Genomic DNA, 12,422 nt, shown 5'->3' with positions numbered 1-12,422 from the left:
TCCAACCCCGGCGCCGATCGGTACGCGGCGCAGCCCCTGTCGGGACGATACACCAGTCTCGTCACTCAGGGACATAGTTCCTCTACGCTCTGTGACGATCAGCGGCAACACGGACACACCTCGCATCCGGGGGAATGCGGAGGGTGCCCGAAACGGATTATGCGTCGATCGTCCCTGTCGTAAGGATCACGTTCCGCAACGGCTCCTGGTTCATGAAACGACTCAATTGGTCCGCCAGCAACCGCTCGGCCCGTGGCCGGAACGCGGAGGTCGGTCCGCCGACGTGCGGGCTGATGAGCACGCCGGGCGCCTGCCACAAGGGGTGCCCCGGGGGCAGCGGTTCCGGATCGGTGACGTCGAGGGCGGCGGTGAGGCGTCCGGACTCCAGCTCGGCCAGGAGCGCCTTGGTGTCGACGACGGGCCCGCGGGCCACGTTCACGAGGAGCGCGCCGTCCTTCATGCGCGCGAGGAACTCGCTGTCCACCAGTCCTCTCGTCTGCTCGGTGAGGGGCGTGGCGAGGATCACGACGTCCGCAGCGGGCAGCAGGGCGGGCAGTTCGGTGAGCGGATGCACCGGTCCGCGCGCCGTGGTGCGCTCAGAGCGCGCGACGCGCGCCACCCGCGCGAGCTCGAAGGGCGCGAGCCGGTCCTCGATGGCGGCGCCGATGGACCCGTATCCGACGATGAGGACGCTCTTGTCGGCGAGCGCGGGCCGGAAGCCGCCCAGCCACTCCCCCTTGTCCTGCGCCCGCACGAAGTCGGGGATGCCGCGCAGCGAGGCCAGGATCAGGGCGAGGGTCAGCTCACCGGTGCTCGCCTCGTGCACCCCGCGGGCGTTGCACAGCCGTACCCCCGCGTGCAGCCGCGCGAGCCCCGGCTGGATGTTGTCGACGCCCGCGGAGAGGGTCTGCAGCACCTGGACGCCGGTCATGTCCGGCAGGGGACGTACACACACCTCGACGGGCCTCATGTACGGCACGACATAGAAGGCGCAGTCGGCCGGGTCTCCCGGGTAGTCCTGATCGCCGTTCCAGAAGAGGTAGTTCGGCCCTTCGGGGAGGCCCTCGATCTCCTCCGGGGGGATGGGGAGCCATACGTCAGCAGTCATGGTCACGAGGCTAAGCGAACCTCTCCGCCGAGCGCTTTGCGAACGGGTGTGCGTACAGAGGTTAGGTTTGGGGTGCAGGAGAGAGAGGTTCACGACCAGGTGGAGCGCAGGACGATCGGCGCGGCGGCGCTCGAAGTGGGGGCCGTGGGCCTCGGGTGCATGCCGATGAGCTGGGCGTACAGCGCTTCCCGGCAGCGTGGTGAGGAGTCGGTACGGGCCGTGCACCGGGCCCTCGACGAGGGCTCGACGCTCCTGGACACCGCCGACATGTACGGCCCGTTCACCAACGAACTGCTGGTGGGGCGGGTGTTGCGGGAGCGGCGCGGGGAGGCCTTCGTGTCGACGAAGGCCGGGCTGCTGGTGGGCGATCAGCACATCGTGGCCAACGGCCGCCCCGGGTATGTGAAACGGGCCTGCGACGCCTCGCTGCGGCGCCTCCAGACGGACGTCATCGACCTCTACCAGCTGCACCGCGCGGACCCCGAGGTGCCCGTCGAGGAGACCTGGGGCGCGCTCGCGGAACTCGTCCAGGCCGGGAAGGTACGGTCGTTGGGGCTGTCCGCGATGGGCGCGCGGGCCGGGCGCCGGCCGGGGGCTCGGCTGCACGACGGGACGATCCGGCAGCTGGAGCGGGTGCAGCAGGTGTTTCCGGTCAGCGCGGTGCAGGCCGAGCTGTCGGTGTGGTCGAGGGAGGCGCTGGAGTCGCTGCTGCCGTGGTGCTCCGCGCGCGGGATCGGTTTTCTGGCGGCGATGCCCCTGGGGAACGGTTTCCTCACCGGGACGCTGACCCCGGGCGGGGGTTTCGAGCCGGAGGATATCCGGGCCCGGCATCCCCGTTTCACCGCCGAGATGATGGCCGCGAACCAGCCGATCGTGGCGGGCCTGCGCCGGGTGGCGGCCCGGCTCGGTCCGGAGGTCACCCCAGGTCAGGTGGCACTGGCGTGGGTGCTGGCCCAGGGCCGGCAGGTGGTGCCCGTACCGGGCGCGAAGCGGGAGCGGTGGGTGGCGGAGAACGCGTGCGCGGCGGGGCTGCGGCTGTCGGCGGCGGACCTCGCGGAGGTGGCGGGACTGCCCAGGGCGCGCGGATCATGGGACTGAGCGGGACCGGGACCGGCCGCCGGAGACAGCGGGCTTCGGAGATCGGGAACTCGTGGGGCGCGAGCGGTGTATGACAAGGAGAACCCGCTTCGTCGAAGGGACCCTGAGGACCATGATCGTGCGACATCGAGCTGTGACGGCCGTACTGGCCGCGGCCACGCTCCTGCTCACGGCCGGCTGCTCCTCCGACGAGGGAGGAGGAGAGGACGACACCGCGACACCGAGCGGTACGGCCTCACGGCCGACGTCGTCGCCCACCGGGCGGGCGACCACGCAGGCCGTCCCGCCCGCCAAGGGCACGGTGAAGGTGCTGCGCACGGTGACGGAGGACCTGAAGTCCCCCTGGGGCCTGGCCGCGCTCCCGGACGGCGATCTGCTGGTCTCCTCCCGTGACGAGGGCACGATCACCAGGGTCGACACGGAGACGGGCGAAAAGACGGAGCTGGGCGAGGTGTCCGGGGTCTCCCCGGCGGGCGAGGGCGGCCTGATGGGCCTGGCCCTCTCCCCCACCTTCGCGTCGGACCACCTGGTCTACGCCTACTTCACGACGGAGTCGGACAACCGCATAGCCCGCATGCTCTACGAGGAGGAGAAGCCGGCGGGCGAGCAGTTGGGCGCCCCGAACACGGTCTTCCGGGGTATCCCGAAGGGATACATCCACAACGGCGGCCGGATCGCCTTCGGCCCCGACAAGATGCTGTACGCGGGCACCGGCGAGAGCGGTGACACGGGCCTGTCCCAGGACAAGGACTCCCTGGGCGGCAAGATCCTGCGGATGACCCCGGAGGGCGAACCGGCCCCGGGCAACCCCTTCCCCGACTCCGCGGTGTACTCGTACGGCCACCGCAACGTCCAGGGCCTCGCCTGGGACTCGGCGCAGCGCCTCTTCGCCTCGGAGTTCGGCCAGGACACCTGGGACGAGCTGAACCAGATCGCGCCGGGCGACAACTACGGCTGGCCGGAGGCGGAGGGCGACAGCGACGACGACGCCTTCCACAACCCGCTCGCCCAGTGGCGCACGGACGACGCCTCCCCCAGCGGCATCGCGTACGCGGAGGGCTCGATCTGGATGGCGGGCCTGAAGGGCCAGCGCCTGTGGCGAGTCCCCCTGAACGGCACGGAGGCCGCGGCCGACCCGCAGGCCTTCCTGGAGGGCGAGTACGGCAGGCTCCGTACGGTGGTCTCGGCGGGCGGCGACAAACTGTGGCTGGTGACGAGCGCGACGGACGGCCGGGGCGACCCGAAGGACGGGGACGACCGGATTCTGGAGCTTCAGGTGACGTGAGGCGGCGGCTGATCGGACCGGGCCGGCTCCTCCGGCCCCTCCGACTGCTGCTCGGCTTGCTCCGGGTGCTCCGGGTGCTCCGGGTGCTCCGACCGGCGTACGACGACCTTTCCCGACGCGAGGTCTATCGGGCCGCGTCCCGGGTCGGCGTCGCCGACGTCCTCGCGGGTCAGTTCCAGGCGGTTCTGTTCGTCGCGCTGGTGTTTGCGTCCCGGTGCGAAGAGTTCCTCGAACATGTTGAACACGGGGCCTCCCGTGGGCCTGGGTCTCTTGCAGCGTAACCCTCGCGCTCAGCCGGCCGTCCGGGCCGGGACCGCGGCCCCCGGCGGGAACAGGCCCAGGCGGTGTGCCACGGCCGCCGCCTCGCCGCGCCCGGCGACGCCCAGCTTGCCCAGGATGTTGGAGACGTGGACGCTCGCCGTCTTCGGGGAGATGAAGAGTTCCTCGGCGATCTGGCGGTTGGTGCGGCCCGCGGAGACCAGCCGCAGGACGTCCCGCTCGCGGCCGGTGAGACCCAGGGTGTCGGCCGGGTCCGGCGCGGGACCGGTCGGCGTGCCGGTCAGGGTCAGGCGGGCGCGCTGGGCGAGGAGGGTGACGGCGTCGGCGAGGGGGCGGGCACCCAGGTGGTCGGCGACCGCGGCGGACAGGCGGAGGAGGTCGGTGGCCCGGTGGCGGTCGTCCGGGTCGGCGCCGTCCGTCAGCAGGGCCTCGGCGAGGCGGTGGCGGACCCGGGCGAGGTCGTACGGGCGGTCCAGGGCCTCGAAGGCGGTGACTATCGGCGACCAGGTGGCGGGGTCGGCCGTGCCCTCGGCGCGGCGGAGTTCGGCGCGGACCCACTGCTCGTGGGCGTGCCAGACGGGGGCGCCGGTGGTGAGCTTCTTGACGGTGTCCAGGATGCGTTCGCAGGTCTCCCGGCGGCCCTCCTCGGCGGCGGGCAGGTCGCGGGCGTCGGCCTCGGCGGTGGCGGCGGCGAGGAGCAGGGGCCAGCCGTAGGGCTGGGTGCCGGTGGCGAAGCCGGTGTCCAGGACCTCGCCCAGCCGGGTGCGGGCGTCGACGAGGCGGCCCTCGCCCGTGGCGACGCCGATGGTGACCAGGGCGAGCATCAGGTCGTGCTGGGGCATGGGGTCGTGGGTGCCGAAGTAGTCGTGGGCGGTGGCCAGTTGGCGTGCCGCCTCGGGCAGGTCGCCGCGGCCCAGGGCGAGCCGGGCCAGGCAGATGGCGCTCGCGCCCTGCGGTTTGGCGCTCAGACCGCGCCGCAGCGCGTTGGTCGCGGCCTCCGCCGCCTCCCGCCAGCGGCCCAGCGAGTACAGCGAGTCGGAGAGGTTGCCCCACACCCAGGCCTCGGAGTCCAGCAGCCCGAACCTGCGGGTGTAGGCGATGCCTTCTTCCAAGACGGGGACGGCCTCCCGGGACCGGCCGACCGCTTCGAGCCCGGAAGGGAGGTTGATGTAGGCGCGTCCGGCGACGAAGAAGATGTCCTCCGCGACCGCCCGCTCCTTCACCGCCTCCATCTCCGCGAACCCGGTCTCCGTGGCACCGGCGTCGATCAGCAGGCCGCCGTGGGTGAGCCGGGCGTGCAGCTCGGTCTCGTGCGCGCCCACCATCCGCGCGTACTCCACGGCCTGTTCGGCGGCGGCGAGGGCGTCGGGGCCCGGGCAGTGCAGCATCGACCAGACGGCGGCGCTGGCCAGGACCTCGGCGTGGACCTCCGAGGGCGGCAGGCCCCGTACGAGGTTCTGGGCGGTGTCCAGTTCCTGCCAGCCGTCGCCGCGGGAGAGGGACTGGACCAGGCGTGAGCGCTGGCACCAGAACCAGGCGGCGCGCAGGGGGTCGCCGTCGTCCTCCAGGAGGTGCAGGGCGCGCTTGATGATCTTCAGGGCGCGTTCGCGCTCGCCGCACAGCCGGCCCGCGACGGCGGCCTCGGCCATCAGGTCGAGGTAGCGCAGGGGGGTGGTGGCCGGGTGGCAGCCGCAGGGCGGGTAGACCTCGGTGTAGTCGACCGGGCGGAGGGTGGCGCGTACGGCGTCGGGGGTGACGTCCCACAGCTCCATCGCCCTTTCCAGGAGCCGGAGTTGCTCGGAGTAGGCGTACCTGCGGCGGGCGGTGACCGAGGCGTCCAGGACGGCGGGGAGGGCCTTGGCGGGGTCGTGGGCGTGGTACCAGTAGCTGGCCAGGCGCATCGCGCGTTCGTCGGCGGGGACGAGGGTCGGGTCGGCGTCCAGGGCCTCGGCGAAGCGGCGGTTGAGGCGGGAGCGCTCGCCGGGGAGCAGGTCGTCGCCGACTGCCTCGCGGACCAGGGAGTGGCGGAAGCGGTAGCCGTCGCCGGCCGGGGTGGCGAGCAGGATGCTGGCGCCGACGGCCGCGCGCAGCGCCTCGATCAGGTCGTCCTCGGCGAGGCCCGCGACGGCGGCGAGCAGCCGGTACTCGACGGTGGAGCCGCCCTCGGCGACGATCCGGGCGACCCGCTGGGCGCTCTCGGGCAGGCTCTCGACGCGGACGAGGAGGAGGTCCCGGAGGGTGTCGGTGAGCCGGGTGCGGCAGCCCTCGTGGGCGGCGACGGCGAGTTCCTCGACGAAGAAGGCGTTGCCGTCGGAGCGGTCGAAGATCTCGTCGACCTGGGCCGGTTCGGGTTCGGCGGCGAGGATGCCGGCGATCTGCCGGGACACCTCGGCGCGGTTGAAGCGGCTCAGCTCGATCCGGCGGACCGTGCGCAGGCGGTCGAGTTCGGCGAGGAGGGGGCGCAGGGGGTGGCGGCGGTGGACGTCGTCGGCGCGGTAGGTGGCGAGGACGACGAGGCGGCCGGTGCGCAGGGTGCGGAAGAGGTAGGCGAGGAGGTGGCGGGTGGAGGCGTCGGCCCAGTGCAGGTCTTCGAGGGCGACGACGACCGTACGGTCCGCGGCGACCCGTTCCAGCAGGCGCGCGGTGAGTTCGAAGAGGCGGGCCATGCCCTCCTCGTCGTGCCGTCCGGTGTCGGTCTCGCCCAACTCGGGGAGCAGCCGGGCCAGTTCCTGTTCCTGTCCGGCAGCGGCGGCGGCCAGTTCGTCGGGCAGGGCCCGCCGCAGGGCGCGCAGGGCGGTGGAGAAGGGCGCGAAGGGCAGTCCGTCGGCGCCGATCTCGACGCAGCCGCCGAGCACGACGACCGCGCCCCGGCCGTCGGCGACCTCGGCGAACTCCTCGACCAGCCGGGTCTTGCCGACCCCGGCCTCCCCGCCGAGCAGCAGCGCCTGCGGCTCACCGGCGGCGGCACGGTCGAGCGCGTCGCGCAGCACCCCCAACTCATCGGCACGACCGACGAACACCGGACAGACGGACCTGGTCTCCACGGGCCAGAGCATCGCACAGGGCTCTGACATCGCGGGACCGGTTATCGGGCCGACGAGCGGGGCGACGGACCGGCCGACGGCCCGGATGGCGGTCGGCCCGGCCGCCCGGCCCCGGGCGCTCACGCGGCCCGGGTGAACCAGTGCCGGCGCCGGTGGTCGGGATGCACCTCGCCCTCGGCGGCCCGGCCGACCGCCTCGCGGCGGGCGGCACGGGCGCGGCGGGTGGCCTCCCGGGCGAGGCGCTCGTTGGCGGCCTCGCGGCGCAGCTCGGCGGAACGCAGCTGCTGAAGCTCGTACTCGAACATGTCGTACCCCTCGGGTCCCTGGTGACTCCGGTCGTTCATCGCTTCTTGCGATGTCTCAACCTTCGTCTCCGAGGGGGGTCCGCCACATCGGGAGAGTTCCGCATCTTCCGAGGGGGTGGGGGCCTTAGAAACGGGTGAGGGGCCCCGGGCGGGCCGTAAGGTGCTTACGACCGGCCTAAGGCCCCTCTTGACCTGCGGTGATTCCGCCTCCGGGTCAGCTCGCCGGGGGCAGGCTGAGCAGGACGTCGGTGTACTTCAGGACCGCGATGAGCAGCCCGAGGACGGCGATGGAGACGCCCGCCCAGGCGACCGACTTGATCCATACGGCCTGCGGCTTGCCCGGGGTGCCGAACGCGGGCCGGGCGAGGGCGGCGACGCCGACCAGCAGCGCGGCCAGCGCGAAGATGCCGCCCCACAGCGCGGTGGTCTGCCAGGCGTCGCCGTAGACCTCCTTGATCTGGGTGGCCACGCTCGCCGACGACGAGGTCTCCAGCTGCCCGACGAGCGTCTCGCGCGCACCGGCGACCGTGCCCAGCCAGCTGCCGGTGAGCGAGATGAAGCCGAGCACGGCGGACACGACGGCGGCGGCACCCTGGCCCACGCCGGAGGGCCCCTCCTTCTCGGGCGCGAACTCCGCCTCGTCGAGGTCGTCGCCCTCGTACTCGTCCGCGTCACCCAGCACCTCGACCTCGGCCTGGGCCTCGGTGTCGGCCGTGGCCCCGGCCGCGGTCTCCGTCGGCTGCTCGTCCTTGGTGATGTCCACCGTCTCGTTACCGCTCTTCACATCGTCGCTCTTGGCCTCGGTACCGGTCTCGGCGCCGGTCTCGTCTGCTGTCTTGGTTCCCATGCCTCGCACCGTACGGACGTCGTCTGAGAAGTTCCTTAAAGGTCCTTGTGAGCGGCACGCGCGCGTGCGGCACGCCACTCGGGCGCGAGTACCGACCAGATCTCGGTGTCCGCGCGGACCCCCCGGTGCGGATAGTTCTCCCGCAACAGGGCCTCACGGCTCATGCCCAGCCGTCGCGCCACGTTGATGCTCGCTTCGTTGACGGACGACGCGTGCCACTCCACACGGTGCATGCCGCGTTCGTCAATCGCCCAGTCGATCAGGACGCGCATCGCGCGCGTGATCAGGCCGCGTCCGGTGCCTGCCGGTTCCAGCCAGCAGCCGACCTCGCAGTTGCCGTGCTCCGCGCTGAAGTTGAGGAAGAGGACCCCGCCGACGAGCTTCCCGTCCAGCCAGATCCCGTGCAGGGAGCCGGTGTCGGCGGCGCGCTGGTCGGCGTACCGCTGGAGCTGTTCGCGCGCGGAGTCGACGTCCGTGGACTTCATGCCGAAGGGGATGTGGTGGGTGATGAAGTCCCGCCCACGGTCGAGGTGGGCGAGGAACTCCTCGGCGTGCCAGGGGTCCAGGGGGCGCAGTTCGGCGCCGTCGTCACCCAGGGATATCGCGTACATCCTGCGGTCGCTCCTTCACCAGTACGTCTGTCCGTGCGCCGTCCGTGGCGCGCGGCCCCGGAATGCTCGCACGGGCGGCCTCGTCGAAGCCCGGCATTTGCGCGGCGGCGGCGCGGCACTCGGGCGGCTCGATGCTGATGCGCGGGAGGCGGCGGTCGAGCCAGCGGGGCAGCCACCAGTTGGCGCCGCCGAGCAGGTGCATCAGCGCGGGCACCAGGAGCGTACGCAGGACGAAGGCGTCGAGGGCGACGGCGGCGGCCAGGGCGATGCCGAACATGGCGATCACTCGGTCGCCGCTCAACACGAAGGCGAGGAAGACCGAGATCATGATGACCGCCGCCGAGTTGATCACGCGGCTGGTCTCGGCGAGGCCGACCCGTACGGCCCGCCGGTTGTCGCCGGTCTCCAGCCACTCCTCGTACATCCGGCTGACCAGGAAGACCTGGTAGTCCATGGAGAGGCCGAAGAGGACCGAGACCATGATCACGGGGAGGAAGGGTTCTATCGGTCCCGCGCTGCCCAGGCCGAGCAGTTCGCTTCCCCAGCCCCATTGGAAGATCGCGACCACTACACCGAACGCCGAGGCGACGGCGGCGACGTTCATCGCGGCTGCCTTGAGCGGGATGCCTATCGAGCGGAACGCCAGGAGCAGGAGGAGGCAGCCCAGGCCGATCACCACACCCACGAACAGTGGCAGCTTGCCTACGATCACATCCGCGAAGTCGTCGTAGCTCGCCGTGACCCCGCCGACCTGGAGGTCGAGCGAAGTGCCGGTCTCCGCGCGCGGGAGGACCGTTTCGCGCAGCCGCTCCACCAGGTCGCTGGTCCTCGCGGACTGCGGGGAGGACTCCGGTACGACGGTGAGGTAGCCGGTGGTGCCGTCCGCGCTGTAGGTCACCGGGGAGGCCGAGGCGACGCCCTCGGTGGTCCGGATGGTGGCCGCCAGGTTGTCGAGGACGAGCTTGTCCTCGGCGTCGGCGACGGGGGTGACGAGGGTGAGCGGGCCGTTGACGCCGGGGCCGAAGCCGTCGGCGAGCAGGTCGTAGGCCTGGCGGGTGGTCGTCGTGCTCGGGTTGTTGCCCTGGTCGGAGGTGCCGAGGTGGAGCGAGAGGGTGGGCAGGGCGAGCAGCGCCATGACGACCAAGGCGGCGGCGCCGAGCACCTTGGGATGCCGCTCGACGAACGCGGACCAGCGCGCGGCGAACCCGGTGGGCAGCTCCGGTTCGGGGCCGTGCTCGGCCAGCCTGCGCCGTTCGCGGCGGCTGAGGGCACGCGGCCCGATGAACGACAGCAGGGCGGGGAGGAGGGTCACGGAGGCGGCGACGGTCAGGATCACCGTGAGGGAGGCCGCTATCGCGACGCCGTTGAGGAAGCCCAGGCGCAGGATCAGCATCCCGAGCAGGGCTATGCAAACGGTCGCACCCGCGAAGACGACGGCCCGTCCGGTGGTCGTGACGGCGTTGACGGCGGCCTCGGCGACGGACAGGCCGCGTTTGAGGCCGCGCCGGTGCCTGGTGACGATGAACAGGGCGTAGTCGATCCCGACGCCGAGCCCGATCAGCATGCCGAGCATGGGCGCGAAGTCGGCGACGGTCATCGCGTGGCCGAGGAGCACGATCCCGGCGTAGGCCGTGCCGACGCTCACCAGGGCGGTGGCGATGGGCAGCAGGGAGGCGGCGAGCGAGCCGAAGGCGAGGAACAGCACGACGGCCGCGACGACCACCCCGACGGCCTCGGCGACATGCCCGCCGGAGGACTCGGTGAGCGCGATGGCACTGCCGCCCAGCTCCACCTGGAGCCCGTCGGCCCGCGCCGCCTCGGCCGCGTCGACGACGGCCCGCGCCTGGCCCTTGTCGATGTCCTCGGCGGACTTGTCGAAGGTGACGGTGGCGTACGCCGTACGTCCGTCGGCGCTGATCTGGCTGCCGCCGCGCCCCTCGTACGGGCTGACGACCGAGGCGACACCGGGCAGGTCGGCGATCCGGTCCAGGGTGTCGCCCATGGCCTGCTCGACGTCGGCGGCGCGGACCGTGCCGGAGTCGGTGGTGTGCCAGACGACGGTGTCGGTGTCGCCGCCGAGGCCGGGGAAGCCGTCCTCAAGGAGCTGGGTGGCGCGGCCCGACTCGGTGCCGGGGACCTCGTAGTCGTTCGAGTAGGCCGAGCCCGCGACGGCCGCCGCGGCGGTGACACCGGCGAAGGCGGCGAGCCAGATCAGTACGACGACGAGGCGGTGCCTGACACACCAGCGTGCGAGGGCTGCCACAGACGTGCTCCCGGGATGACATGTGGTTCTTTGACCGGGAACAGTCGTGAATGAACAGAACGGCCCGCAAAGAAACGAAAAACGGCAAGGTCGATGCCGAACCACTGTCGCAGGCGGTGATGATCGTTTGAGACGTTCGTGCCCTTACTCACAAGACTGCGAGTCACATCACAAGACAATCAGATGAACTCTGTCGTCCCAGTAAGAACGGCATAAGCGTCTCAGTCGAACTGGTCCCCGAGTGCCATCACCATCACGCCGGCGATCAGCAGCCACAGCGCCCGCCGGGTCCGCCCCCGTGCCCCCAGCACCGACGCGAGCCCGCAGACGCCCGCGCCGAAGGCGTACGCGCCGGGTACGAGCACGGGCGCCGAGCCCGTGAAGCGGAGCGTCGAGGCGGCGAGCCCGACGAGGGCCAGCAGGGCCCCGGTCCCGGTCGCCGTCCAGCGGGCCCGCCGGGCGTCCAGGCCGTCGTCCTCGTACTCCTCCTCGTCGTCCACATCCATGTCCGCGTCCATGGCGCGGGAGCGTAGCGCGCCCGCCTGAGAATTCGGATGCGGGTCGCGGAGGCCCACTGTTAGCGTCCGGCTGTCGACTGTCCGTATCCGGCTTCGCCGGCGACCCGAGCGGGTGCGTTTTTTGAAGGTCCGACCGAGTTCCGAAGCGTCCCTTCCTTCGCCTTCACAGAACTCGAGGAGCCCGTTCACCGATGTCCGACATCACCTCCAGGACAGACCGGCTTGACCACCCGCACTACCCGCGCAGCAGCCGCTACGACGCCCGCTGGACCATCGACAACCAGATGGGCCCGCACGCCCTCTGGCTGCTGGAGTGGCTGGCCCCCGCGCTCGGCCTCGACACCCTGCCGCCGGGCGCCCGGGTGCTCGACCTGGGCTGCGGCAAGGCCATGACGTCGGTCTTCCTCGCCAAGGAGTACGACGTCCAGGTCACCGCCGCCGACCTGTGGATCGAACCCGCGAAGAACGCCCGCCGGATCGCCGAGGCGGGCGTCGCCGACCGGGTGCTGCCGGTGTACGCCGAGGCGCATCAACTGCCGTTCGGCGACGAGTCGTTCGACGCGATCGTGAGCATCGACGCCTATCAGTACTTCGGCACGAACGACCTGTATCTGCCCACCCTCACCCGGCTGTTGAAGCCCGGCGGCCGGATCGGTGTCGTCGTACCGGCCCTGCGCGAGGAGTTGGCGGGCGCCGAGCCGCCGGAGCACCTGAAGCGGTTCTGGGACCCGGGGTTCTGGGCGTTCCACTCCGCCGACTGGTGGCGCCGCCAGTGGACCCGGAGCGGCGCCGTGACGGTGGAGGCCGCAGACTGGCTGACGGACGGCTGGCGGGACTGGCTGCTGTGGAGCGAGGTCTGCGCCGAGGAGAGCAGCGAGGAGTTCATGGCGAACATGGCCCGTGAGTCGGTGGAGTTGGTGCGCGCCGACCAGGGCCGGTCCCTGGGCTTCGTACGGGTCGTGGGCCGCCGTACCTGATCAGCTGCCGTATGTGATCAGCCTTCGTACGTGATCGAGCAGGTCTACGGCTGAGGGGCGCATCGGAATCCCGATGCGCCCCTCAGT

At 71.8% G+C, this 12,422-nt stretch carries 11 protein-coding genes; 3 read left to right on the top strand and 8 right to left on the bottom strand.

The window, feature by feature from the left end; genetic code table 11:
* Window positions 1-157 precede the first annotated feature (157 nt).
* Window positions 158-1,108 (bottom strand): 2-hydroxyacid dehydrogenase, encoded by a 951-nt coding sequence (locus CW359_RS15875; RefSeq protein WP_105970650.1) that lies wholly within the window; start codon window positions 1,106-1,108, stop codon window positions 158-160.
* A gap of 99 nt (window positions 1,109-1,207) precedes the next feature.
* On the opposite strand from CW359_RS15875, the gene CW359_RS15870 reads away from it, so the two are divergent.
* Both CW359_RS15870 and CW359_RS15865 read left to right on the top strand, forming a co-directional pair.
* Window positions 1,208-2,206 (top strand): aldo/keto reductase, encoded by a 999-nt coding sequence (locus CW359_RS15870; protein WP_105970580.1) that lies wholly within the window; start codon window positions 1,208-1,210, stop codon window positions 2,204-2,206.
* 112 nt (window positions 2,207-2,318) lie between these two features.
* Entirely contained in the window at window positions 2,319-3,491 is a 1,173-nt protein-coding gene (locus CW359_RS15865; RefSeq protein WP_232838416.1) for a PQQ-dependent sugar dehydrogenase, read from the top strand.
* On the opposite strand, the gene CW359_RS15860 is transcribed toward CW359_RS15865, so the two are convergent.
* The 7 genes from CW359_RS15860 to CW359_RS15830 form a co-directional block, all read right to left on the bottom strand.
* Window positions 3,479-3,736: a DUF6191 domain-containing protein gene (locus tag CW359_RS15860; protein WP_105970578.1), complete on the bottom strand. Its 258-nt coding sequence runs from the start codon at window positions 3,734-3,736 to the stop codon at window positions 3,479-3,481. The genes CW359_RS15865 and CW359_RS15860 overlap by 13 nt on opposite strands.
* Window positions 3,737-3,781: 45 nt before the next feature.
* Complete coding sequence (locus CW359_RS15855) at window positions 3,782-6,826, bottom strand: helix-turn-helix transcriptional regulator (protein ID WP_105970648.1); 3,045 nt, start codon at window positions 6,824-6,826, stop codon at window positions 3,782-3,784.
* 107 nt (window positions 6,827-6,933) lie between these two features.
* Window positions 6,934-7,158, bottom strand: a complete 225-nt coding sequence (locus CW359_RS15850; RefSeq protein ID WP_408647485.1) for a hypothetical protein — start codon at window positions 7,156-7,158, stop codon at window positions 6,934-6,936.
* A 175-nt stretch (window positions 7,159-7,333) separates the two neighbouring features.
* Window positions 7,334-7,966: a hypothetical protein gene (locus CW359_RS15845; RefSeq protein WP_105970577.1), complete on the bottom strand. Its 633-nt coding sequence runs from the start codon at window positions 7,964-7,966 to the stop codon at window positions 7,334-7,336.
* Window positions 7,967-8,001: 35 nt separating this feature from the next.
* A complete protein-coding gene (locus tag CW359_RS15840; protein ID WP_105970576.1) occupies window positions 8,002-8,577 on the bottom strand; it encodes a GNAT family N-acetyltransferase in 576 nt (191 codons plus the stop codon).
* Window positions 8,555-10,840, bottom strand: coding sequence for an MMPL family transporter (locus CW359_RS15835; RefSeq protein WP_105970575.1), 2,286 nt, complete (start codon window positions 10,838-10,840; stop codon window positions 8,555-8,557). The genes CW359_RS15840 and CW359_RS15835 overlap by 23 nt, the downstream gene beginning before the upstream one ends.
* Before the next feature lie 221 nt (window positions 10,841-11,061).
* Window positions 11,062-11,358: a hypothetical protein gene (locus CW359_RS15830; protein WP_105970574.1), complete on the bottom strand. Its 297-nt coding sequence runs from the start codon at window positions 11,356-11,358 to the stop codon at window positions 11,062-11,064.
* Between the two features lie 191 nt (window positions 11,359-11,549).
* On the opposite strand from CW359_RS15830, the gene CW359_RS15825 reads away from it, so the two are divergent.
* A complete protein-coding gene (locus CW359_RS15825; RefSeq protein ID WP_105970573.1) occupies window positions 11,550-12,335 on the top strand; it encodes an SAM-dependent methyltransferase in 786 nt (261 codons plus the stop codon).
* Window positions 12,336-12,422 lie beyond the last annotated feature (87 nt).

The sequence above is a fragment of the Streptomyces geranii genome (assembly GCF_002954775.1).
Lineage (GTDB): Bacteria > Actinomycetota > Actinomycetes > Streptomycetales > Streptomycetaceae > Streptomyces > Streptomyces geranii.
Note: the sequence above shows the minus strand (reverse complement) of the source record. Positions and strands in the feature narration are given on the sequence as shown.

Bases quoted from the DNA above. Each gene is read 5' to 3' on its own strand.
- CW359_RS15875 (WP_105970650.1), bottom strand. From the start codon at position 1,108: ATGACTGCTGACGTATGGCTCCCCATCCCCCCGGAGGAGATCGAGGGC.
- CW359_RS15865 (WP_232838416.1), top strand. From the start codon at position 2,319: ATGATCGTGCGACATCGAGCTGTGACGGCCGTACTGGCCGCGGCCACG.
- CW359_RS15855 (WP_105970648.1), bottom strand. From the start codon at position 6,826: ATGCTCTGGCCCGTGGAGACCAGGTCCGTCTGTCCGGTGTTCGTCGGT.
- CW359_RS15850 (WP_408647485.1), bottom strand. From the start codon at position 7,158: ATGAACGACCGGAGTCACCAGGGACCCGAGGGGTACGACATGTTCGAG.
- CW359_RS15845 (WP_105970577.1), bottom strand. From the start codon at position 7,966: ATGGGAACCAAGACAGCAGACGAGACCGGCGCCGAGACCGGTACCGAG.
- CW359_RS15840 (WP_105970576.1), bottom strand. From the start codon at position 8,577: ATGTACGCGATATCCCTGGGTGACGACGGCGCCGAACTGCGCCCCCTG.
- CW359_RS15830 (WP_105970574.1), bottom strand. From the start codon at position 11,358: ATGGACGCGGACATGGATGTGGACGACGAGGAGGAGTACGAGGACGAC.
- CW359_RS15825 (WP_105970573.1), top strand. From the start codon at position 11,550: ATGTCCGACATCACCTCCAGGACAGACCGGCTTGACCACCCGCACTAC.